Source organism: Halobellus rufus (assembly GCF_000739575.1).
Taxonomy (GTDB): domain Archaea; phylum Halobacteriota; class Halobacteria; order Halobacteriales; family Haloferacaceae; genus Haloquadratum; species Haloquadratum rufum.
In genome coordinates this window covers 139,827-161,615 of sequence record NZ_BBJO01000030.1, presented here as the reverse complement: position 1 = coordinate 161,615, position 21,789 = coordinate 139,827, and the positions used below count along the sequence as shown (strand labels likewise).

The window sequence follows — 21,789 nt, the reverse complement described above, 5'->3', positions numbered from 1 at the left end:
CCGTGACCGATCTATGAACGCGGCCGACGGGAGCGAACTGATCGACCTCACCAGGCGCATCGAGTCGGGGATGCCGACGTTCCCGGGGGATCCGGCGGTCCGCGTCGACCCGCACGCCACCCACGAGCGCGACGGCTACCGGGTCTCCGAACTCCGCCTCGGGACGCACACCGGCACGCACGTGGATGCCCCCGCCCACGTCGACCCCGCGGGCGCGACGCTCGATTCGTTCGCCCTCGAAGACCTGCGCTTCGAGGCGCGCGTGGTGAACTGTCGCGACGTCGGCCCCTCCGCGGCGATCGGACCGGACGCCCTCCCCGATTCGACCGCGCTCGACGACCTCGGTGCGCTCGTCTTCGACACCGGGTGGGCCGACCAGTGGGGAACCGACCGGATGCCCGAACACCCGTTTCTCGCCCCCGAGACGGCTCGACGGTGCGCTGACGCGGACGTCGCCGTCGTCACCGACGCGCTGAGCCCGGATCCCTCCGACCGCGAGAGCGACCTCCCGGCGCACCGCGCGCTCTGCGGTGCGGGGCTCCCGGTCGTCGAGAACGTCTGCAACCTCGACGCGCTGTCGATGGATGGCTTCGAGTTGCTCGTGTGTCCCCTGCGGATCGACGCCGACGGCGCTCCCGCGCGCGTCGTCGCGCGAGTCTGAACACCCTCGTGGAGACGCGTCGCCCGCACCGGCGACGGTTGCACCCGTTCAAATCCGATTCAATCCGAGATAACTGGGGTTAAAACCCGCGGAAAACGGCTGTAATCCAGATTCAGCGACTCCGCGGTTTACAACGGGTCGGCCGCGTTCCCCGAGTGCAGATCGACGATGAACCGAACGAAGCTACTCGCCGTCGCGCTCGCAGCGCTCGTCGTTGCGACTGGCGCGGCGGCAGCGACACCGGGAAGCACAGCCGCGGCAAACAACGGCGGCGCAGCGAGCGCGGCCGACGCGTCCGAGCGCGCGGGATCGAACGCCGACGGGGCGGACAACGCCGGACAGGCCGGGCCGCCCGAGGACCTGCCGAGCGCTGTCCCCGACTTCGTCTCGGACATCCACGGCCTCATCGAGCAGTTCAGAGACGGATCGCTCGACTCGCTCGGCTCGGCAGTGAGTGACGTCGCCGGGAACGGCGACGAGGCCTCCGAGGGCGACGCCTCCGACGGCGGTGACGACACGGACGCCGACGAGAGCGACGACGGCACGAGCACCGAATCCAGCGACGAGGACGGCGACGAGACGGCCGAGAACTAGCGAGGGCCCGCCCCGCTGACGTAGCGCCCGTTCACAGCGCCCTCCGCTGGGACCGGTAACCCTTTCGGGCGTCCGCCCACACCACCGAGCAACGACGCAGACAGCCGTAGACCTCGACGACCACTCATACTTCAATGAAAACCGCACCGATCGTCATCATCGCACTCCTCGTCGCCGTCGGCGCGGGGGCCGTCGTCGTCGGCGACGACATCCTCCCCGGCAGCGACGGTGGAGACTCCGAGCCGTTCCCGACGGCGACGCCCGAGGAACCGACCGAGACCAGCAGTTCCGACGACAGCGGCGGATCGACCGCGGAGACCGAGGGGACGCCGACGCCGCCGTTCGGCTTCGTGATCGAGAACATCGAAGAGTGCGGCACCACCTGCCGGGACGTCACCACGACACTGACGAACCAGCAGGACTCGACCGCCGAGGAAATCACCGTCTACAGCCGGATCTTCGCCGGGCAGGAGGTCGACCCCGACAAGGAGGTCTGGCGCGGGAACGAGTCGGTCGGCACGCTCGACGCCGAGGAGTCCTACACGGCGACCCGCCGCGTCGAACTGTCGTACTCGGAAGCGTTCGAGGTGCGGAACGAGGACGGCTGGATCACGATCCAGACCACCGTCGAGACCGCCGACCGAACGGTCACGTTCACCCAGCAGCGCCAGGTCCTCTGAGGCCGCACTGGTCGCTCCCGGGCGAGGACGGCGCCACCTGATCCGGAACGTCCTTACCCGCCCGCGCCGAACCGCGCGGTATGACGCTGCAAGTTCGGGCCGTTTCTGAACTCTCGCCCGACGAACGAGCGGCCTTCTTCGACCGCGACGCGGGCGTCGCCGACGTCAGAGGCGACGTCCGCGGCATCGTCGACCGCGTGCGGACCGAGGGCGACGTCGCCGTCCGCGAGTTCTGTCGGGAGTTCGACGGCGTCGAGGTCGGCAACCTCGACGTGACCGACGCCGCCGAGCGCGCCTACGACGAGATCGACGACGACGTCCGCGAGGCGATCGAGGCGGCCGCCGAGAACGTCCGGCAGTTCCACGAACGACAGGTGCCCGACGACTGGCGAGACAGCTTCGAGTCGCCGAGCGGCCACAGGGAGTTGGGCCGGCGCTTCCGCCCGCTGGAGCGCGTCGGCGTCTACGCGCCGGGCGGCACCGCCGCCTACCCCTCCAGCGTGCTGATGGGCGTCGTGCCCGCGAAGGTCGCGGGCGTCGAGCGCGTCGCGCTCGCGACGCCGCCCGCCGAGGAGCTGAACCCGGTCACGCTCGCGGCCGCCCACGTCGCCGGTGCGGACGCGGTCTACAGCGTCGGCGGCGCGCAGGCGATCGGCGCGCTGGCCTACGGGACCGAGACCGTGAACGCCGTCCAGAAGGTCGTCGGGCCCGGGAACAAGTGGGTCACCGCGGCGAAGGCCGAGGTTCGCGGCGACGTCGACATCGACTTCCTCGCCGGGCCGAGCGAGGTGCTCGTCCTCGCGGACGAGACCGCCGACGCCGAGTTCGTCGCGGCCGACCTGCTCGCGCAGGCGGAGCACGACCCGAACGCCTCGGTCGTCGCCGTCACCGACGACGAAGGCGTCGCCGACGAGATCGCCGACGCCGTGGCGGCGAGGGTCGACGAGCGCGAGCGCTCGGACGTGATCCGCGAGGCCCTCGACAGCGACGCCTCCGGGGTCCTGCACGCGCGGTCGATGTCCGAGGCCGTCCTGTTCGCCGAGGAGTACGCCGCCGAGCACCTCTCGATCCAAGCCGAGGACGACGAGGCGCTCTTGGACCGCATCTCGAACGCGGGCAGCGTCTTTCTGGGGCCGTACACGCCCGTCGCCGCGGGCGACTACGCGTCCGGAACGAACCACGTTCTCCCGACATCCGGCGGCGCGAAGCGCTACGGCGGCCTCTCCGTCGACACGTTCCTCCGGTCGACGACCGTCCAGCGCCTCGACCGCGGCGGCCTCGACGCCCTCTCGGAGACGGTGACGACGCTCGCGGAGGCGGAGGGGCTGGAAGCCCACGCCGAGAGCGTCCGCGCGCGGTTCGAGCCGTCGCCGCAGTCGGGAGACGGCGAGTGACCGCGCGCTGATGGGTGCCCCGATCCGCCCGCCGACGTTCGCAGACGCCTGCGCGGCCGTGCTCGAGGACCCCGACGCCGGCCACGGAGCCGACACCACGCTCGCGCCGGTGGTCCTGCGGACGATTCCCGACGGCTGGGGCGAGCGTCGCGCGCGCCTCGTCGCCTCGCGCCTCCCGGCGGACGTCGACCGCGTGCTCGAACTCGGTTGCGGCGTCGGGGCGCTGTTGAACGAACTGGGGAGTCGCTACGCCGCTGTCGGCGTCGACGCGCGCCGCGCACACCTCCGGTTCCCCGCGGCCCTCGGCGAGGCCGTCGTCTGCGGCGACCCGACGAACCCTCCGGTTCGGTCCGCCTTCGACGCGGTCTGCGCCGTCGAGACCGCGACCGCCCGGGCGGACGTCGCCGACGTGTGTACGGCGGCGTACCGATCGCTGCGGCCGGGCGGCATCGCCGTGATCGCCGCGCCGACGGACCCCTCGGCGGTCCTCGACTCCGGCGTCGAGACCTACAGCGGGTCGCGGTACCTGCTCGAACGCGCCGTCGACGTTGCCGGATCGGGTTCCGTCGCGGTCGACTACCGCGTCACCGACCGAGAGACCGGTTCGACGGCCGTCGTCGCCGACCGGACGACGGTGGCGACCACCACGGTCGACGGGCTCACGGCCGCGCTCGGGCGCGCCGGGTTCGAGCACGTGCTCGTCGCCGGCGAGAGCGACCTGCCGGGCGTGGTCGTCGGCCGCGCGGTGCGGCCGGTCGAGACGAGCGCACCGGCGGAGCGCTGAGAGCGGCGGACTATTCGCCGCGAACGGTCAGGACCGGCACGGGAGAGAGCCTGACGACGCGTTCGGTGGTGCTGCCGAGGAGGTAGCGGTCCAGCCCCCGACGGCCGTGCGTTCCCATCACGACGAGGTCCGCCTCGACCAACTCGGCGTAATCGAGGATCGTCTCGACGGGCCCGCCGGTCTCGATGGCGTCGACGACGTCGACGGTGCCGTCGAGGCCCTCCATCGTCTCGGCGAGGATCCGCTCGCCCTCCTGTTCGAGGGCGTCGACGACCTCGCCGCCGAGCGTCGTCACGCTGTCGCGGTTGCTGTCGGCGACGTAGAGCAGGTGGACCGTCGCGTCGTGCTGTCGCGCCAACGAGAGCGCGTGGTCGAGGGCGGCGTCGGCCTGGTCGCTGCCGTCCGTCGGGACGAGGATCGTCTCGTACATACGCGGAAATCACGGACGGCGGTCTTATAACTCGTTTCACCGTCCGGGGGCGTCAAGATTAACACCTTGGCTCCGCTATCTACTCGCATATGAGCACCGAAACCGCCGACACCGGTGGCGGCGGCCCCGCCGTGACCGTCACGGAGGAAGCCGCCTCGGAGGCGATCCGACTCATCGAGTCGGAGGGACTCGACACCGACGAGGCGGGCCTTCGCCTGTTCGTCCAGCAGGGCGGCTGCGCGGGGCTCTCCTACGGGATGCGGTTCGATCACGAACCGGAGTCCGACGACGCGGTCGTCGAACAGCACGGCCTCCGGGTCTTCGTCGATCCGGCGAGTCAGAACTACGTCGGCGGCTCCACCCTCCGCTACGAGGGCGGCCTCCAGGGCGCGGGGTTCCACGTGGAGAACCCGAACGTCGTCAGCGAGTGCGGCTGCGGCGAGTCGTTCCGGACGTAACGCTCTCTTCGTCGCCCCCGCGGCCGAACGTGAACACTAAACTGCCACCCGCGTAATCGGAGCTATGGCTGTCGAACTCGATCCAATCGAGACGGACGCGGGCGAGACGGTGTACGTCGACCGTGCGGAGGCCGAGCGCGGCTCGAAGGGCCCGTTCTTCCTCGTGTACGTGACGCCGGATCGAACCGAGCGGTGGGGGTTCTACTGCGGGAACTGCGGTTCGACCGACAACGCGATGGACACGATGGGGCGCATCGAGTGCAACGTCTGCGGCAACCTCCGGAAGCCCGACGAGTGGGACGCGGCCCACGAATAAGCCCGCGCCTTCCGCACAGATCGGCGGTAGCAACCACCGAGCAGACGCGCGCAACCGTGTGTTAGACCGTAACAAGATTTATGCTACAGGCCGTAGAAGTCCGAAGTACATGCCCCCTGTCAGCATGCCTCCCTCGGAGGACGCTCGGGCGATCTTCACCCGCCTGGGCTACAGTGTCTCGGGCGACGGACCGGACTTCGTCGCCGAGCGGAAGTGGCGCACGGTCCGCGTCACGGCGCTTTCGGACGGCGACGACCTACGTGGCCGCCGCGTACTCGCAGACGGTGGCGAACCGTCCGAAACGTATCGATTCCGATGCTTCGTCGCTCCGAAAGGAGAGACAGGGGACGTACAGAACCGACTCGCGAGCGTCGATCCGGCGTACGAGTGGGCCGTGATCGGCGTCGACGACGAGGGCGACTACGACGTCTACCACCCCGACGCGAGCTGAACCGCCGGCGGAACCGCGATCCGATCTTTTCAGGGCGCTCGAACGGTCCGTGAGCGGACCGTGCTTACCCTTTAGTAGCGAGACGAACCTATCGGGAGGTATGTCGAACTCCGGCCTGTCGAGCGTCGTCGAGAGCCGCCGGCTCAACGCCCTCTTGGCGGGGACGTTGCTGCTCTTCCTCGCGATCGCCGCCCTCGGGCAGTTCCTCGACGGCGACCTCGAGTGGGCGGGGTTCACCGCGGCGGTGCTCGCCATCGGCCTGGTTCCGCCCGTCGCCCGGCGGCGTCCGACCGCGATGCTCCCGTGGGAAGTCCTCTCGATCGCGGCGTTTCCGATCGTCCTCCGGGCGCTCGTCGCGGGCGAGACCGTCGGGGGGATGACCTTTTCGGGGCGGATCGTCACGTACGTCGCCGTCGCCGCCGCGGCGCTCCTGATCGCCGTCGAACTCGACGTGTTCACGACGGTGAAGATGAACCACCGCTTCGCCGTCGTCTTCGTCGTCGTGACGACGATGGCCGCCTCGGGCATCTGGGCCGTCGTCCGGTGGCTCTCCGACGTCCTCGTCGGCACGCGGTTCCTGTACGACGGCGACCCGAGCACGTCATCGAGGAGGCGCTGATGTGGGACTTCGTGGCGGCGACCGTCGCGGGGGCGTTCGCCGGAGTGTTCTTCGAGTACTACTTCCGCCGCCACGCCCGTTTGATCAGTCGGATCCCGGAGGCGACGCCCGCGGAGTACCCCGACGATGGAGACGTCGAGGCGGCCCGTGACAACGCCGGAGAACACGGGGCCCGCCGATCGGTCGAGGAGGTGAAGGACCCGTGAGGATCCGCGACGTCCTCCACATCTCCGAACGCCGACAGCGACAGGCCGCCCGCGGAATGCAGGCGTTCCTCGCGGTGATGCTCCTCGCGGGGCTCGCACTCCGGAGCGGCGGCGTCGTCGTCAACGCCACCATCGGACTCCTCGTGACGTTTCTCCCCGGAATCCTCGAACGCGACCTCGGGATTCCGATGGACGCCGGCTTGACGCTGTGGATCTCCGCGGCGGTGTTTCTCCACGCGCTGGGAACGATCGCGTGGCCGGTGATCGGAAAGCCCTACGTCAGCGTCTGGTGGTGGGACCACGTCACTCACGCGCTGTCGGCCAGCCTCGTCGCGGGCGTCGGCTACTCGACGACCCGCGCCGTCGACATCCACTCCGACTCGGTCTCGTTCCCGCCGCGCTTTCAGTTCGTCTTCATCCTCCTGTTCGTGCTCGCGTTCGGCGTCTTCTGGGAGGTCATCGAGTTCATGATCGGTCTCGCGGCCGACCGCACCGGGACGGAGGGCGTGCTGACGCAGTACGGCCTCGAAGACTCGATGCTCGATCTCGTCTTCAACACCGTCGGCGCGGTGCTGGTCGCCACCTACGGCAGCGCCCAACTGAGCGAAGTCGTCGACGCGCTCACCGTTCGATTGGCCGAGTCGCGGGAACAGTGACGCGACCGGCCGATTACGGAAGCGGTGACGCGATCGGTCCCTCGCCCCCCCAAACGGGCCATCTCCCTCCGGAAATCGGCCATCTCGCCCCCGAGACTTATCATGTCTCGTGCCGTACTGTCGCACGGCGATGGTGTTCAAGAAAGTAACCCTGATCGGCCGCAGCACAGAGAGCTTCGACGACGCGGTCGACGACGCGATCGATCGCGCCGAGGAGACGCTCGACAACGTCCACTGGATCGAAGTCGACGAGTTGGGCGTCGAGGTCGCCTCCGTCGAGACCAGAGAGTACCAGGCGGAAGTCACGGTCGCCTTCGAGCTGCGCGACGGCGAGTAGCCGCCGCTCGCGACGCCCTGACCGTGGGACGCGCGCCGGGCGGCTCCGACCGCCGACATCGACGGCTTCATTTTTGCCGCGTGGCCACTGGACGTGAATGCCGCGTCTCCTCCACTATTCTGACGTCGAGAACGTCTACGACGACACCGTCCGCGTCGGCCGCCTCGCGGGGGCGATCAGGTCTCGGGACGGCCCCGACGCGCTCGTCTGCGGGACCGGCGACAACACCGCGCCGGGCGTGCTGGCGCTGATCGAGCGCGGTCGGCAGTCGTTGGACCTCTTTCACGCGATCGACGCCGACCTCGAAACCTTCGGCAACCACGACTTCGATTTCGGGCCGGACGCGACCCGGTCGATCGTCGCCGACGCGCCGCAGACGTGGCTCTCCGCGAACGTCTACGAGGCCGACGGCGAGCGGTTCGCCGCCGACCGCGTCGTCTCCCACACCGTCGAGGAGGTCGACGGCGTCCGCATCGGCTTCTTCGGCGTCACCGACCCCGCCACGCCGTCGCTCAACCCGAAGTCGGGGGAACTAGAGTTCACGGACCCCCACGAGGCCGCCGCGTCCGCGGTCGAAGAACTCCGAGACGCCGGCGTCGACCGCGTCGTGGCGCTCTCGCACCTCGGGAGCGGCGACGACGACCTCGCGCGGGCGGTGGACGTCGACGTGATCCTGGGCGGACACCTCCACGTGGAGCGCCGCGAGCGGATCGACGGGACGCTGCTGCTCCGCCCGGGCGCGAACGGCGCGTGATCTTCGAGGTCGACCTCGACGCCGCGGGGCCGATCGAGGTCCGGCGGCACGAGACCGCCGAGGCGGCGGTGGCCGAGGACGTGGTGACCGCGCTCGACGGCCGCATCGACGCCGCGGGCCTCGACGAGATCGTCGCGCGGGTCGACGAGCCGCTCGAACGGGACGAGGCGACCGTCTACGGCGGCGAGTGTCGGATCGGCAACGTCGTCGCCGACGCCTACCGCTGGGCGCTGGAGACCGACGTCGGCCTCCAGAACAGCGGCGGGATCCGCGACGGCCCGGCGGTCTCGGGCGAGGTGACCGTCGCCGACCTCGTGAGCGTCGTCCCCTTCGAGGAGCGGGTCGTCCGCGCGGAGCTCACGGGGTCGGAGCTGTTGGCGGTGTTCCGGGAGTCGGCGGCGGACGTCATCGACTTCGGCGACCCCGAGTGGTGGCACGGGCACTTCTCCGGCGCGACGGTCCGCTGGGACGACGAGCGAAACGAGTTGCTCGACGCCACCGTCGGCGGCGAGCGGATCGACCCCGACCGTCGCTACACGCTCGCGACCTCGGCGTACCTGCTGCACTCCGATCACGAGTTCCCGACGCTCCGAGAGCGTCACCGCGCCGGCGAGGGCGGGATTCAGTACGAGGTGCTCGCCGAGTACGCGCGGCGGTTCGGACTGGACGGACGTATCGAGGGGCGGATCGAACGACTCACGCGAGCGGAGTCGGGAGGCCGCTGAGGCGACCCGGATCGGACGGTGACGTACGGCCGCGGGTCGGGCGGTTCGTGCCCGCCCCAAGTGGAAACGTTCAGGGGCCGTCGACTCGTCGGCCAACACGATGACGCGCGTCGTGGTCCCCGTCAGGTATCCCTTGTCGAAGCACTCGCGAGCGACGCTCTCGGAGGCGGTGCGGATCGCCGAAGAGCGTGACGCGGAGCTGACGGTCCTCCACGTCGACCTCTATCAGGAGAGCCACGGCGTGACGCGCGCCGAGCTGCGGCAGGCGGTCGAATCGGTGGTCGGCCCGCTGGATCGGACCCGCTACGTGGTCCGCCGGGGCTTCATCGTCGAGGAGACGATCCTCGAAGAGATCGCCGCCGACGAGGCCGACGTCGTCGTCCTCGGCTCGAAGCAGGCGAGTCGCTGGCGGACGATGCTGCGTCGGTTCCTCGACGACCCCGACATCGAAACGTACCTGCGCGAAAAGCTCGACTGCACGGTTATCACGGTCCGCGCCGACGGCTGACGGCGAGGATATCGGCCGCCGGTCAGCGGCCAGTCGCTCAGTTTCCGTTCGTCTCGCCGCTCTCGTTCGCCTCGCCGCTCTCGTTCGCCTCGCCGCTCTCGCTCTCGTGTTCGTCGGCCCCTACGGACGTGTCCGTCGCGCGAACCGAGTCGGTTGCCGGTTCCCCGTCGTCGGGAGCGTACGCCGACGGCGTCGGCGACGACCGCCCGCTGACGGTCGTATCGAGCGTCCCGCTCGTCTCGTCGAAGATCAGGTGGCGGTGCGGGTAGGCGAACTCGATGGTCGCGTCGGCTTCGTTGAACGCCTCCCAGATCCGATCGCGGATCCGCGATTCGATGGTCGGGATCTTGTAGGGACGCTTCACCCAGTACCGGAGCGTGAGCACGACCCCGTCGTCGCCGAACGAGGATCGAAGCACCGTCGGGCGTGCGGGGTAGCGGGCGCTGCCGACCCGAATGTCCGGGCCGCCCTCGATGACCTCCTCGTCGGCCGCGGCGGCGCGGCGCATCAGTTTCCGGGCCTTGTCGGTGTCGGACCCGTAGGTGACGACGACCTCGATGGAGAGGCGGACGCGCTCGTCTTCGGCGGAGTAGTTCGTCACGAAGTGATCGCGGATCGCGGAGTTCGGGATGACCAGCGAGGTGTTGTTCAGGGTGAAAAGCTTCGTGTACCGGATCGTGATCTCGTCGACGAACGCCCGACGCCCGTCGTCGAGTTCGATCATGTCGCCGATCTCGTAGGGCTGGTCCGCGAGGATGAACAGGCCGTTTATCACGCTCCCGACGATCGGCGCGAGCACGATACCCAGAACGGCCGAAAACACCGTCACCGAGAGCACGAGGTCACCGACTTGGAGTCCGAGAATCCGAGCCGCGAAGCCGGCGAACACGAACACGACAGCCAGACGAATGAGCCTGAGAACCGTCTGAGCGACGCTCTGCCGGCGGAACCGCTTCGCGACGGACCGCCCGGTGAGCCGGACGACGTACCGCGAGAGCAACACCCCGAGGGCGACAGCGAGGAGCGCGAACACGACCCGCCAGCCGGGGAACCGGACCCACTCCGGCACGGCGGCGAGGACGTCGCCGTTCGTCGCGGCAGCGAGAACCGCCGTCGCAGGGGGTGTGATCGCGGGCTGCATACCACCGACCACGCGAGGGTCGCACAAAAAGCGTTCCGCAAGCGCCTCTCGAACCGGCGTCGTCTATGCGCCGAGGTAACAATAAGGAACAGGTCCCCGAATACCTAACTAATGAGCGCGCCCCAACACACCCCCGGATTCACGATCACCCACGAGACGGCCCCGAGTGAGACGCTGGTGGCTGGATTCTCGGCGTTCGGCCTCGCGGGGCTGACCGCCGCGGACTACATCGTCGACCACCTCGACCTCCAGGAGCAAGGCCACCTCTCGGTGGAGGGGTTGCCCACGGTGACGCCGTTCGAGAACGGCCGCCCGCGGCACCACACCCGGTTGTTCTCCCGCGAGAACCTCGATGTGACCGTCCTCGTCGGCGAACTGTTCATCCCGGTCGGCGCGGGGCGGACGTTCGCGAACGCCATCTTAGAGTGGACCGAGACCAACGGCGTTCTCGAAATCGCGATCCTCTCGGGCGTCCCGATCCCGCACGGCCCCGAGGAGCACAAGACGTACTACATCGCGACCGAGGACTACCGCGAGCGTCGACTCCGCGAGGAGCAGATCCCCCCGATGGGGCGGGGCTTCCTCGACGGCACCAACGCCGCCTTAGTCGAGTGCGGACTCGACTCCCCGCTGGGCGTCTGCACGTTCGTGACTCCCGTCCACGCGCAGATCCCGGACATCGAAGCGGCGATCCGCTTGGTCGAAACCGTCGACGAGGTCTACGGCCTCGGCGTCGACGCCGGCCCGCTGGAGGCGTTCGCGGCGGAGGTCGAGCAGTACTACGCGGAACTGGCAGAACGGATGGAGGAACACGACGACGAACTGCCGGAAGACCGAATGTACATGTAGCCGTACTGGACGGCGACTCGCCCCGCCGCGCTCGGGACGACGCAAACCGCATCACAGACTCGTATGAGAGGGATCACCATGTTCCGGGTACCCTAAGTTTAAGTCTTGGTATGAAGATCATTAGGTTATGCCTTTCGGAATAGACATATTCAGATACGCGCAACGGGCGGGACGCGAGGTCATCGTCGGGCTGAGCTGGGACATACTGCTCGTATTCGCGTTCATCGGGACGCTCACGTTCTTGGTTCACTACGTGCTCCGCGAGCTGTGGAACCCGACGGACCACACCTCTCGCCCGGACGACCCGTCGAAGTCGGAGGTCGAGCAGTCGCTGGAGGAACAGGGCGTCGACGAGATCAAGCGGTTCAGCCTCGCCCAGCGGGTCTCCCACTGGGTGATGGCGATCTCGATCTTCGCGCTGATGCTCTCGGGGTTCGTCATCATGAACACCGAAGTGACGCTTCGGGCCGTCCCGGGCCTCTCGTGGCTCGACGTCCACATCGTCTCGGCGGTCGTGCTCATCGGCTACGTGGTCTTCCACGTCGGCCACGTCGCCTACAAGGGGACGTGGTCGAAGATGTGGTTCGGCGTCGCCGACGCCAAGGACCTCTGGCGGCGGTTCACGAACCTGATCGGGCAGACCGACGAGTACCCGCGGCAGTTCGAGTATCCGAGCGCGCAGAAGCTCCTTCACTGGGGCGTCACCGGGGCCTCGCTGGCCGTCATCGTGACCGGCGTCGTCCTCGTTCGACGGGTGAGCCTCGAACCCCTGTGGGGTCCGACCCGGGAGTTCTCCTTCCTCGGGCTGCAGTTCGGACTCGGGACGGCGGACGCGCCGGGACTGATCGCGTGGAGTTTCGTCTTCCACGACTTCTTCGCCGTGGCGCTGTTGGCGCTCGTGATGGGCCACGTCTACTTCGCGCTGCGGCCGAACGAGTGGGCGATCACGAAGAGCATGATCACCGGACGCGTCGCCGTCGAGGAGTACGCCGAGAAGTACTCGCCGACGAGCTGGCAGGTCGGCGGGTCGAAGGCGACCGACGGCGGCGACCTCGGCGACGACGACGCCGAGCGCTGAACGGTACCCCGCCCGCGTTCTCCTGTCGGTTCCGACCACTACCTCTTTTTGCCGCCGCGCCAACGGAGAGATATGTCGGACGTTACCATCACGCTCTTCTCTGACCCGCTCTCGGTCCGGGCGTACCGGCGACGGGCCGTCCGGTCGCAACTCAGGTACGCCTTCGACGACGTCGACCTCCGGTATCGGTGTGTCGTGTCGATTCCGGAACGGTCGAACGCCAGCGGGGACGCTACCGGCGACGATCCGGGCGAGAGGGACGGCACGGACGACGGCGACGAGACCGCAGCACGGGCCGAGGCGCTCTCGGAACTGCGCGCCGCGGGCACGATGCCGGTCGCAGACTTGGTGAGCGCCGAGGGGCTGCCGCCCTCGTGGGCCGCCTGCGAGGCGATCGTCGCCGCGAGAGCGCAGGGAGGCGGCGGGGCGGCGTTCGATCTCGCACGGACGCTCGCCGATCGGGTCTTCGCGTCAGGGGAATCGATAGCCACTCCGGACGAGATCCGGGAGGCAGCGGCCTCGGTCGCGGGCCTCGACCCCGAGCGAGTCGCCGACGCGGTGGGCACCCGCCGGGCGACCGCCGCGGTGGGACGGGACCTCGAACGCGCCAGACAGACCGTCGAGTCGCTCCCGGAGGTGGACGTCCGGGGCACGCCCGAAACCGTCCCGCTGGGGTCGCGGAGCTATCTCGACGGCGTCCCGGAGGGCCCGAACGCGCAGGCGGGACCCGAGGCCGACGGGGCTGCCGCCGCCGAGGACGGGGAGGCCCCCGACTCCGACGCAGACGGGGAAGGCTCCGAAGCGACGCCCTCGACGGACGAGGTGTTCCGCGCGCCGGTCTACCGCGTCGACGGACCGACGGGCGCGACGGTCGTCGACGGGGCCGCCGGATTCGACGCGCTGCGCGATGCGATCCGGCGGTTCGACCCCGACCTCGGCGACACCGGGGAGACGACCGAGACGCAGAGCCGGAACGTGATGCAGCAGTACGGTGCGGCACCGATGAACGCCGAGAGCTTCGGTCCGGAGGACCACGAGTCGCGCGCGCTCGACGTGCTCGCGACGCTGCCGTCGGCGTTCACCGCCGAGGTTCGCGCCTGTCTCGACGTCACCGACGAGACCTGTCGCATCGCACTTCACCGCCTCAAACGCGACGGCCGCGTCCGCCGGGCAACAACCGGCGCGTGGGTCCGGGTTCCCGAAGAGTAATACCCGGAGGTGCGCAACTGAGTGTCATGCCTGAGACCCCAGTCGCGGATCTTCGCGACGCGATCGAGCGAGTCGAGGTCGCCTACGAGTTCCTGATCTCCTTCGCCGGCGAGGGGATCGACCGCGAGACGATCCAGTCCGGTACGGGTCAGACGAAGGAGTACCTCGCCGACTTCGAGGCGGGGCTGGTGGACGGTTACGAGGCCGCCCGAGCCGTCCCCGACAGCCACGAGGAGTTCGACACCGAGGCCTACCGGGCGTTCCTCGACGACATGGGCCCGGAGATCGAGGAGGCCCGGACCGTCCTCGAACTGCTCGCCGAACAGGAGTCGGTCACCTCCCGGATGGCCGACAACCTCAACGGGATGTCCGTCTTCCAGTCGGTGATGATGAAGTTCTTCTTCCTCGACGAGTTGACCGGCCACCTCGAACGCGAGTGAGATGGCCGACTTCGTCGCGGCGATCACGGCCGCCGGGAAGTCGACGCGGATGGGCGGCTTCCCCAAGCCGCTCCTGACGTTCGACGGGCGGCGGTTCGTCGAGCGCCTCGTCGAGACCTACGCGGGCGTCGGCGTCGATCCCGTCGTGGTCCTCGGACACGAGGCCTCGGAGGTCCGCGCGCGCGCCGACCTCTCGGCCGCGACGGTCCGCGAGAACGACGACTACGAGTCGGGGATGCTCTCGTCGGTCCGCCTAGCGGTCGAGTACGCCGCCGAACGCGACGCCGACGGCGTGTTCTTGAATCCGGTCGACTGCCCGGTGACGCCCGCGCACGTCGTCGAGCGGCTCGTCAGCGCCGGGACGGCGACCGACCCCGGCGACGTCCTCGTCCCCGGCACCGACGGCGGCCGCGGTCACCCGCCGCTGTTCCTCGCGAGCACGTTCGCCGCGCTCCGTGCGGCCCCGCTGGATCGTGGTGCCAGAGCAGTCGTGCGATCTGACGATACGGACACGCGAACCGTCGACGTCGACGACGAGCGGATCTTCGCCGACGTCGACACCCCCGCCGAGTACTGGGAACTCGTGAAGCGGTACGAGCCGATCTGAGCGGCGCACTCCGGCATTCGGCGGGGCTTCCGACCGGCGGTATTTTTATCCAGTCTCCCCGAGACGTTCGAACTATGGCAACAAGCGTCACACATTCGGAGTCGGGCGGTCTGAGGGCCTCCCCCGACGTGATCGGGGCCGCAGTCATCACCGTCCTGGGGCTGATTCACTTATTCGGGCTGCAGGTCGGCGGGGCCGTCGGCTATCTCGTCCTCCTCGTCGGCTGGCCGCTCGTCGGCGGCACCGTCGCCGCGCGGCTCGCACCCGTCGGCGAGGAGCGCGTCGTCGGAGCCGTCGCGGGCGCGTTCGCCGCGTTCACGACGACGGCGGTCGTGTTCGTTGCCGGGCTGTTCGGCGTGTGGTCGGGGTTCATCACCGGGACGTTCGGCGTGACGCTGTGGCCGGTCACCTTCGCGTTGCTGTTGGTGCTGACGATCGCGTGGTCGGTCTTCGGACTGGTCGGCGCTGACCTCTCGGTCCGGATCTCGAACTGATCGACGACGGGTCGCGTCTCCCCCGTTTCCGTCCGATGTGAGCCGCCGGTTCACTCGTCGGCGTCGGCCGGCGTCCCGCCCGCCTCGATGGCCCGCTCGACCGCCGCCTCGTCGGGGCACAGAAGCGTCGTCCGCAGCGGACCCTCGTCGACGAACACGGCCTCCGAGCGCACCCCGACCGGCGGGTCGCGATCGAAGACGACGCGGTAGGCGTCGAGGTCCGACACCACGCGCCACTCGCCGGGCAGCGCGTCGAGTTCCTCCTCGGTCGGCACCTCGTATCGGTCCTCCGCCTCGTTGTAGTGTCGCTCCAGCGACGCCGGAACCGACCTGCCGTCGTCGCGGAACACGTAGACGCCTCTGAGATCGAACACGTTGAGCGGCATCGGTTCTCGTACCCCCGTCTCGGCGGCGACGGGAAAACGGTGGCGCTCGCAGGGCACCCTGCCGGCGATCGCGGGACCGAAAACGGCCGAAGAACGGTCCCAGCGCTTATGTCCGCTGGAAACCACTGGTTCGGTAGATGGTCGACGCGAAGGCGGTGCTCATCGGCGCGGTGTTGGCGGCGGGGCTCACCTACGGGGGACTCGTGGGCGTCGAGGTCCTCGTCACCGGTGAGTTGGACCGCCCGCAGGCACCGCTCGCCGGCGAGACGACCGTCGAGGGGACGACCTACCACCTCGACCGGTTGGGCCGGCCCACGGTCGTCGGCGAGGTGTACAACGGACGGTCGCACCCGGTCGGGAACGCGACGGTGACGGTGACGTACTACCGCGACGGCGAGGTAGTCGGCGAGGCGGTCGGCGGGGTCCTCGGTGAACCGATCGGTCCCGGCGAGTCCGTGCCGTTCAACATCCACCACGACACGAGCGAGAGCGTCGACGATTACGAGGTATCCGTGCGTGCGAATCGAACGACCGCGAGCACCGCTGATCTCGGCGTCGACGCCGAGGTCGTCGACCGCTCGCAGAGCCGGGTCGTCGTCTCGGGTACCGTCGAAAACCGGGGCGAGGACCCGCGCGCGACCGACGTCGTGGTCACGTTCTACGACGACGCGGACGACGTGATCGGCGTCCGGACGACGCGCCCGAACCGCGAGATCCCGCCCGGCGAGTCGGTGCCGTTCACCGTCACGTTCCAGACCACCGGCGACGTGCCCAGCCTCGCTCAGGACTTCGACGACTTCGAGGCGCGAGCCGTGGCCGCCTCGTGAACGGAGTGATCACTCGTCGCGGCCGCTACCTCGATACGTCGTGGGGTGAACTGATTCAAAAAACCGCGGTGGCCGCTCAGCCGCTTATGCGACGTTGCTCAGCGCCCGATTGACCAGACTGTCGGCGAGGTTCAGCTTGTACTCGTTGTCCTCCTGCGGCCGCGCGTTCGGGAGGACGTTCTCGGAGGCCGAGGCGATGTTGCTCTCGGTGAGGCTGTTCCCGCGGATCGCGTTCTCGGCCTTCCGGAGCCGCTTCGGCGTCGGCGCGAAGCCGTTGGCGACGAGGCGGAGGTCCGAGACCGTGTTGCCGCTCGTCCGGATCGCGGCGGCGATGTTCCCGATCGCGAAGTCCCAGGAGTCGCGGCCGCGGACCTTCTCGAAGTAGAAGTCCTCGCCCCGCCAGTCGCTCGGTACCTCGATGTGGGTGAGGATCTCGTCGTGCGCGAGGTCGTGCATCACGGTGATGTTGTCCTCGGGCCCGACGAAGAACTCCGAGAGGGGCTCGCGGCGCTCCCCGCGCGGCCCGCGGACGACGACGTCGGCCCCGAGCGCAATGAGCGCGACGGCCCCGTCGGAGGGGTGGGCAGTGATGCACCGCGAGTAGTCGGTGACCGCGTGGTCGCTCGACTCCCCGGTGATCGCATAGCAGGTGTTCCCGCCGGCGCGGTAGCAGTCGAAGCCGCCGCGATAGTACCAGCACCGCGAGTCCTGCGTGAGGTTGCCGCCGATCGTCCCCTGGTTTCGGATCTGCGGCGTCGCGATCTCGCCCATCGCCTCGGCGATGAGCGAGAAGCCGTCGTTGACCGCGTCGTGGCCTTCGACGTCCGAGAGCGTCGCCAGCGCGCCGATCCGGAGCCCGCCGTCGCTCGTCTCGGAGATCTCTTCGAGCTCCTCGATCGGCTTGAGGTCGACGAGCACCTCGGGGGTCCGATCGCGGTTCTTCAGCCAGTTGATCTCGTCGGTGTTACCCGCGATCGTTGCCGCGTCGCTGCCGTGTTCGTCTAGGAGCCGCACGGCGTGCTCGACGCTCGTCGCGTCGATGTGCCTGAGCGGCGGGATCATATCTTGTTGCATGGTTACAGCTCCACCTCCCCGCTGCGGACCTTCGCAAGCACCTTATCCGGCGTCACCGGGAACTCGTTGAAGGTCACTCCGAGGGCGTCTTTGACCGCCGCGGCGACCGCGCCCGAGGCCGCCCCGTACGGCGGTTCGCCGACGCCCTTCGCCCCGAAGGGACCGAAGGGGTCCGGCTCGCCGACCGCGCCGACGTGCAGGTCGCCGGCGACGTAGTCGTGGATCGACGGCGGCTTGTTCTTGTAGAGGTCCGTGTTCACCGGGATCCCGGTGCCCTCGTCGTGGCGGTACTGCTCGAAGAGGGTGTAGCCGATGCCCTGTATCGCGCCGCCCTCGACCTGCGCCTCGAAGCTCTCGGGGTGGACGACCGTCCCGGAGTCGTTGTAGTTGGCCATCTCCTCGACGACGACCTTGCCCGTTTCGAGGTCCACCGAGACCTCCGCGATCGCGCCGGCGAAGGAAGTCACGAACCCGTCGAGGTCCTCGCCGGTGGTCTTTCCGAACGCGACGAGACCCTGTCCGACCGCGTCGCTCGCGGCGGCGATCGTCAGGGGCACGAGGTTCTCTTGGTACTGCTCGGGGATCTCCTCGGCCGTGTACTTGCCGCCGGCGTCGACGGCGGCCTGTGCGGCCTCCGCGAACGTCATCGACTGGCCGGACTGACCGTGGACGACCTCGTGGTTCTCGACGGTGTAGGCGTCAGCCGTGCCGCCGAGTTCCGCCGCGGCCAGTTCCTTCAGGTACTGGACGGCCGTCTCGGCGGCCTTCACGTTGGCGAGCCCCTCGGTGAACGTGGTGTTCGAGGAGAACTGCCCGAGCGTGAACGAGGACTTGTCGCTGCTGCCCCAGGAGACCTCCACGTTGTCCCAGTCGGCGTTCATCGTGTCCGCGGCCATCCGGGCGACGGCGGCGAAACTCTCCGTCCCGAGGTTGCCCGCGCCCTGCCGCACTTCGACGGTGCCGTCTGTGTGAACGACGATGAGCCCGTCGAAGCCGACGTATCCGGACTGGTGAGACGCCGAGGCCATCCCGACGCCGTACACCTTCGAGCCCTCGCGGGTCCCGGACCGCTCGCGCTTCGCCTCGTAGTCGATCGCGTCGGCGGCGAGTTCGTAGGCCTCGCCGAGATACGCGCTCGTCATCGGGAGCCGTTCGGCCCCCGCGGGGCCGCGGTTCTCCGGGGAGTTCTGCAGACAGACCTCGAGCGGGTCGAACCCCGCCTGCTTCGCCGCTTCGTCGATAACCTGCGCGACCGCCAGTGCGGCCTGGTTCTGTCCGGGACCGCGCTGCGGCCAGCGTTTGGGCGTGTTGGTGAAGACGCCGATGCCGCGGAACCGGAGCGTCTCCGGCTGCCAGCACTGCGTCAGGGAGTTGAACCCGGAACTGAGCGTCGACAGCGCGTCCGCGGAGTACGCCCCCGAGTCGCCGATGGCTTCGATCTCCATAGCGGTGATCGTCCCTTCCGAGTCGAGGCCGACGCGCGTCTTCGCGATGAACGTCGAGCGGCCGTTGCCCCAGTGGAACTCCTCGCGGCGCGTCCCGCGAATCTTCACGGGTCGGTTGACCTCCCGGGAGAGGAACGCGGGGACGCCCATCTGCGGGTAGGCGGTCCCCTTCGAGCCGAACCCGCCGCCGCAGAAGTTGCTGATGAAGGTGACGTCCTGCGGCGACTTGCCGATGATCCCCGCGACGCCGGTGTGCGTCAGACTGATGCTCTGGCTGGAGCCCCAGATGGTGACGTGGCCGTCGGTGCCCCACTCGGCGACCGTCGATCGCGGCTCCATCGGGTTCGTCGGCTGCGGGTGCGCCGAGACCGTGTCCTCGTAGATCGTCTCGGCGTTCTCGAATCCCTCGCCGACGTCGCCCCAGTTCCACTCCATCGTGAACTCCCCGGGGTTCTCCGGGAAGTCGCCGCTGAAGTCGGCGTCGTCCCACTTGATGGTGTCAAAGGCGGCTTCGGCCCCGCCCTGCCCTTCGGCGCCCTCACCGCCCGCCTCGCCCGTCGGGGCGTTCCCCTCGGGGCGAGCGTTCGGGCTCCCCGGCTTGAGGGTCTCGATCGGATCGACGACGTGGTCGAGCACCTCCCAGTCGACCTCGATCGCCTCGACGGCCGCGGCAGCGGTGTACTCGTCGGACGCGGCGACCGCCGCGACGGGGTAGCCGAACGTCAACGGCTCCTTGGCGAGCACCGGTTGCCCGACCGTGGCGTCCGGGACGTCCTCGTGGGTGATGACCGCCTCGACGCCGTTCATCGACTCCGCCGCCGAGGTGTCGATGCTTCTGGCTCTGGCGTGCGCGTAGGGGCTCTTGACGGTCTTCGCGTGCAGCAGGTTGTCGAACTGGTAGTCGTCCGCGTACTTCGCCTCGCCCGTGACTTTCGCTCTGCCGTCCGGGACCTCGAAGTCCGTTCCGACGTAGTTGTGGTTAGACACGGGCGATCACATCCGTTCGGCCGCCGAGAGCACGCTCTCGATCTCGTTCTCGTAGTTCCCGCAGCGACAGAGGTTGCCTTCGAGGGCGTCTTTGACCTCCTCGCGCGTCGGGTCGCCGTTCTCCTCCAACAGCGACTTCGCCGACATGATCATCCCGGGCGTGCAGAACGCACACTGCCCGCCCAGTTCCTCGATGAACGACTCTTGGATCGGGTGGAGCTGACCGCCCTCCGCGAGGCCCTCGACCGTCGTGATCTCCTGGCCGACGGCGTCCTTCGTGAAGTACGTGCAGCTGTAGATCGGATCGCCGTCGACCTGGACGGTGCACGCGCCGCACATCGCGCGGTCGCAGCCGAACTTCGTCCCGGTCAGCCCGAGTTTGTATCGGAGCGTCTCCGCCAACCGCTCTTGGTCTTCGACCCGAACGAAGCGCTCGCGGCCGTTGACGGTCAGTTTCAGTTGATTCGAGAACCGTTCTCGGACCCCCGGCGTCCCGTCGCCCTGCGCCGACGTCTGTCTGATGTTGTTGAACAGATAGGCGTTCGCCGCGACGAGCGTCCCGCCGATCGTCCCCTTGATGATGTCGCGGCGGGATGGTCCTCCCGAGTCGTCGCCGGCCTCAGGCTCCGACTCGTCCGGTACGTCTGTCGTGGACATACCTTGATTATCTTTCACACACATTCATATATGTTCGGCCTCCGGAAGGGGAGACCGGTGAGCGCCGGAAAATCGGGAGAGACGGCAATAGGCGGCCGTTGGCAGCTACGATTCGACGGTCCCGGGCGCGAGACCGTGACGGACGCGGTTGAGTTCCGCGAGAATCGAGAGCGCGACGTCCGCGGGGTCGCCGCCGCCGAGGTCCAATCCCACCGGCGAGTGGAACCGCTCGAAGTCAGCTTCGTCGACGCCGTCCTCTCGGAGCCCCTCGGCGACGCGCTCGGCCTTGGTGTCGGAGGCGACGAGGCCGACGTAGTACGCCCCCCGTTGGAGCGCCTCCCCCGCGGCAATGCGGTCGAAGTGGCCGCTCCGCGTGGCGACGACGACGGCGGTGTTGTCGGTGACGCCGACCGATTCGATCCCCGCGTCGTAGTCGGCGGCGGCCACCTCGACATCGGGGAACCGCTCGTCGGTGGCGTACTCCTCCCTGTCGTCGACGACGAAGACGTCGTAGCCCAACTCCACGGCCATCGGCGCGAGCGACTGCGCGATGTGCCCGCCGCCCGCGACGATCAGCCGTTGACTGCCCGGTATCACGTTGATGAACACGTCCATTTCGCCGCCGCACACCATCCCCGTGTTGCCCTCGGGGCGCAGTTCCCACCGCTCCGTTCGCGGGGTCCGTTCCTCGATGGCCTCGACGGCAGCCCGGCGCGTCCGCTCCTCGACGGTGCCGCCGCCGACGGTCCCCTCCGTGCTCCCGTCGGCGCGAACGAGCATCGACGCGCCGGGGTCCTGCGGTGCCGACCCGTCCACCCGGGTCACCGTCACGAGCGCCACCGTCTCCCCGGCCGCAGTCAGTTCGTCGGCGCGACCGTACACGCTGGTCGGCCCGTCCGTCTCTCCGTGCTCGTCCATCACACACACGCTATCGGCCGCCGACGCTTATACTTATTCAACGGGGTGGCGTTCTCCGCGACTCGATCGGTGCAGCGGGGGTGATAGATCCCGTTCCGGAATTG

25 protein-coding genes and 2 pseudogenes are annotated in these 21,789 nt (G+C 68.9%); 20 read left to right on the top strand and 7 right to left on the bottom strand.

Annotated elements, in window-relative coordinates:
• Positions 1 to 13: 13 nt before the first annotated feature.
• The 5 genes from ACP99_RS12905 to ACP99_RS12885 all read left to right on the top strand — a co-directional run bounded on the left by ACP99_RS12905 (position 14) and on the right by ACP99_RS12885 (position 4,113).
• Positions 14 to 661 (top strand): cyclase family protein, encoded by a 648-nt coding sequence (locus ACP99_RS12905; protein ID WP_049986985.1) that lies wholly within the window; start codon positions 14 to 16, stop codon positions 659 to 661.
• A 168-nt stretch (positions 662 to 829) separates the two neighbouring features.
• A complete protein-coding gene (locus tag ACP99_RS12900; protein WP_049986984.1) occupies positions 830 to 1,255 on the top strand; it encodes a hypothetical protein in 426 nt (141 codons plus the stop codon).
• 134 nt (positions 1,256 to 1,389) lie between these two features.
• Positions 1,390 to 1,935 (top strand): hypothetical protein, encoded by a 546-nt coding sequence (locus tag ACP99_RS12895; protein WP_049986983.1) that lies wholly within the window; start codon positions 1,390 to 1,392, stop codon positions 1,933 to 1,935.
• 80 nt (positions 1,936 to 2,015) lie between these two features.
• Complete coding sequence (gene hisD, locus ACP99_RS12890; RefSeq protein WP_049986982.1) at positions 2,016 to 3,329, top strand: histidinol dehydrogenase; 1,314 nt, start codon at positions 2,016 to 2,018, stop codon at positions 3,327 to 3,329.
• 10 nt (positions 3,330 to 3,339) lie between these two features.
• Complete coding sequence (locus ACP99_RS12885) at positions 3,340 to 4,113, top strand: class I SAM-dependent methyltransferase (protein ID WP_049986981.1); 774 nt, start codon at positions 3,340 to 3,342, stop codon at positions 4,111 to 4,113.
• A gap of 10 nt (positions 4,114 to 4,123) precedes the next feature.
• Here the strand turns inward: ACP99_RS12885 and ACP99_RS12880 are convergent, their stop codons facing one another.
• Entirely contained in the window at positions 4,124 to 4,543 is a 420-nt protein-coding gene (locus ACP99_RS12880) for a universal stress protein (protein WP_049986980.1), read from the bottom strand.
• A gap of 89 nt (positions 4,544 to 4,632) precedes the next feature.
• On the opposite strand from ACP99_RS12880, the gene ACP99_RS12875 reads away from it, so the two are divergent.
• The 8 genes and pseudogenes from ACP99_RS12875 to ACP99_RS12840 all read left to right on the top strand — a co-directional run bounded on the left by ACP99_RS12875 (position 4,633) and on the right by ACP99_RS12840 (position 9,573).
• A complete protein-coding gene (locus ACP99_RS12875) occupies positions 4,633 to 5,001 on the top strand; it encodes a HesB/IscA family protein (RefSeq protein ID WP_049986979.1) in 369 nt (122 codons plus the stop codon).
• Between the two features lie 64 nt (positions 5,002 to 5,065).
• Positions 5,066 to 5,317, top strand: a complete 252-nt coding sequence (locus ACP99_RS12870; RefSeq protein WP_049986978.1) for a DUF5816 domain-containing protein — start codon at positions 5,066 to 5,068, stop codon at positions 5,315 to 5,317.
• Between the two features lie 109 nt (positions 5,318 to 5,426).
• On the top strand, positions 5,427 to 5,768 hold the full coding sequence (locus ACP99_RS12865; RefSeq protein ID WP_197052451.1) for a DUF7116 family protein: 342 nt from the start codon (positions 5,427 to 5,429) through the stop codon (positions 5,766 to 5,768).
• A gap of 100 nt (positions 5,769 to 5,868) precedes the next feature.
• A pseudogene (locus tag ACP99_RS12860) lies at positions 5,869 to 6,593 on the top strand (hypothetical protein).
• A complete protein-coding gene (locus ACP99_RS12855; RefSeq protein WP_049986976.1) occupies positions 6,590 to 7,249 on the top strand; it encodes a hypothetical protein in 660 nt (219 codons plus the stop codon). Before ACP99_RS12860 ends, ACP99_RS12855 begins: the two are co-directional and overlap by 4 nt.
• A gap of 130 nt (positions 7,250 to 7,379) precedes the next feature.
• The gene (locus tag ACP99_RS12850) at positions 7,380 to 7,586 is read left to right on the top strand and encodes a dodecin (protein ID WP_049986975.1); all 207 of its coding nucleotides are present in this window, start codon (positions 7,380 to 7,382) and stop codon (positions 7,584 to 7,586) included.
• 97 nt (positions 7,587 to 7,683) lie between these two features.
• Positions 7,684 to 9,065: pseudogene (locus ACP99_RS12845) on the top strand (bifunctional metallophosphatase/5'-nucleotidase).
• 100 nt (positions 9,066 to 9,165) lie between these two features.
• On the top strand, positions 9,166 to 9,573 hold the full coding sequence (locus ACP99_RS12840; RefSeq protein ID WP_049986974.1) for a universal stress protein: 408 nt from the start codon (positions 9,166 to 9,168) through the stop codon (positions 9,571 to 9,573).
• A gap of 37 nt (positions 9,574 to 9,610) precedes the next feature.
• On the opposite strand, the gene ACP99_RS12835 is transcribed toward ACP99_RS12840, so the two are convergent.
• Positions 9,611 to 10,714 (bottom strand): mechanosensitive ion channel family protein, encoded by a 1,104-nt coding sequence (locus tag ACP99_RS12835; protein ID WP_049986973.1) that lies wholly within the window; start codon positions 10,712 to 10,714, stop codon positions 9,611 to 9,613.
• A gap of 111 nt (positions 10,715 to 10,825) precedes the next feature.
• Here ACP99_RS12835 and ACP99_RS12830 point away from each other — a divergent pair, with 111 nt between their 5' ends.
• The 6 genes from ACP99_RS12830 to ACP99_RS12805 all read left to right on the top strand — a co-directional run bounded on the left by ACP99_RS12830 (position 10,826) and on the right by ACP99_RS12805 (position 15,391).
• Entirely contained in the window at positions 10,826 to 11,563 is a 738-nt protein-coding gene (locus ACP99_RS12830; RefSeq protein WP_049986972.1) for a proteasome assembly chaperone family protein, read from the top strand.
• A 127-nt stretch (positions 11,564 to 11,690) separates the two neighbouring features.
• Entirely contained in the window at positions 11,691 to 12,641 is a 951-nt protein-coding gene (locus tag ACP99_RS12825) for a cytochrome b/b6 domain-containing protein (protein ID WP_049986971.1), read from the top strand.
• A 72-nt stretch (positions 12,642 to 12,713) separates the two neighbouring features.
• The gene (locus tag ACP99_RS12820) at positions 12,714 to 13,850 is read left to right on the top strand and encodes a hypothetical protein (RefSeq protein WP_049986970.1); all 1,137 of its coding nucleotides are present in this window, start codon (positions 12,714 to 12,716) and stop codon (positions 13,848 to 13,850) included.
• A gap of 26 nt (positions 13,851 to 13,876) precedes the next feature.
• Entirely contained in the window at positions 13,877 to 14,290 is a 414-nt protein-coding gene (locus tag ACP99_RS12815; protein ID WP_049986969.1) for a hypothetical protein, read from the top strand.
• 1 nt (position 14,291) lies between these two features.
• Positions 14,292 to 14,897, top strand: a complete 606-nt coding sequence (locus ACP99_RS12810) for a nucleotidyltransferase family protein (RefSeq protein ID WP_049986968.1) — start codon at positions 14,292 to 14,294, stop codon at positions 14,895 to 14,897.
• A gap of 74 nt (positions 14,898 to 14,971) precedes the next feature.
• Complete coding sequence (locus ACP99_RS12805) at positions 14,972 to 15,391, top strand: hypothetical protein (RefSeq protein ID WP_156105711.1); 420 nt, start codon at positions 14,972 to 14,974, stop codon at positions 15,389 to 15,391.
• Between the two features lie 50 nt (positions 15,392 to 15,441).
• Here ACP99_RS12805 and ACP99_RS12800 read toward each other — a convergent pair whose 3' ends face one another.
• A complete protein-coding gene (locus tag ACP99_RS12800) occupies positions 15,442 to 15,777 on the bottom strand; it encodes a hypothetical protein (RefSeq protein ID WP_049986966.1) in 336 nt (111 codons plus the stop codon).
• Between the two features lie 137 nt (positions 15,778 to 15,914).
• Between ACP99_RS12800 and ACP99_RS12795 the strand changes: the two genes are divergently transcribed.
• Positions 15,915 to 16,604 carry an FxLYD domain-containing protein gene (locus tag ACP99_RS12795; protein ID WP_049986965.1) on the top strand — a complete coding sequence of 230 codons (690 nt, stop codon included), beginning with the start codon at positions 15,915 to 15,917 and terminating at the stop codon, positions 16,602 to 16,604.
• Between the two features lie 84 nt (positions 16,605 to 16,688).
• Here ACP99_RS12795 and ACP99_RS12790 read toward each other — a convergent pair whose 3' ends face one another.
• The 4 genes from ACP99_RS12790 to ACP99_RS12775 all read right to left on the bottom strand — a co-directional run bounded on the left by ACP99_RS12790 (position 16,689) and on the right by ACP99_RS12775 (position 21,685).
• Positions 16,689 to 17,678: an FAD binding domain-containing protein gene (locus ACP99_RS12790; protein WP_049986964.1), complete on the bottom strand. Its 990-nt coding sequence runs from the start codon at positions 17,676 to 17,678 to the stop codon at positions 16,689 to 16,691.
• Between the two features lie 2 nt (positions 17,679 to 17,680).
• Positions 17,681 to 20,110 carry a xanthine dehydrogenase family protein molybdopterin-binding subunit gene (locus ACP99_RS12785; protein ID WP_049986963.1) on the bottom strand — a complete coding sequence of 810 codons (2,430 nt, stop codon included), beginning with the start codon at positions 20,108 to 20,110 and terminating at the stop codon, positions 17,681 to 17,683.
• A gap of 6 nt (positions 20,111 to 20,116) precedes the next feature.
• Complete coding sequence (locus ACP99_RS12780; RefSeq protein WP_081927461.1) at positions 20,117 to 20,767, bottom strand: (2Fe-2S)-binding protein; 651 nt, start codon at positions 20,765 to 20,767, stop codon at positions 20,117 to 20,119.
• A 105-nt stretch (positions 20,768 to 20,872) separates the two neighbouring features.
• Complete coding sequence (locus ACP99_RS12775; RefSeq protein WP_049986962.1) at positions 20,873 to 21,685, bottom strand: XdhC family protein; 813 nt, start codon at positions 21,683 to 21,685, stop codon at positions 20,873 to 20,875.
• Positions 21,686 to 21,789: the final 104 nt, after the last annotated feature.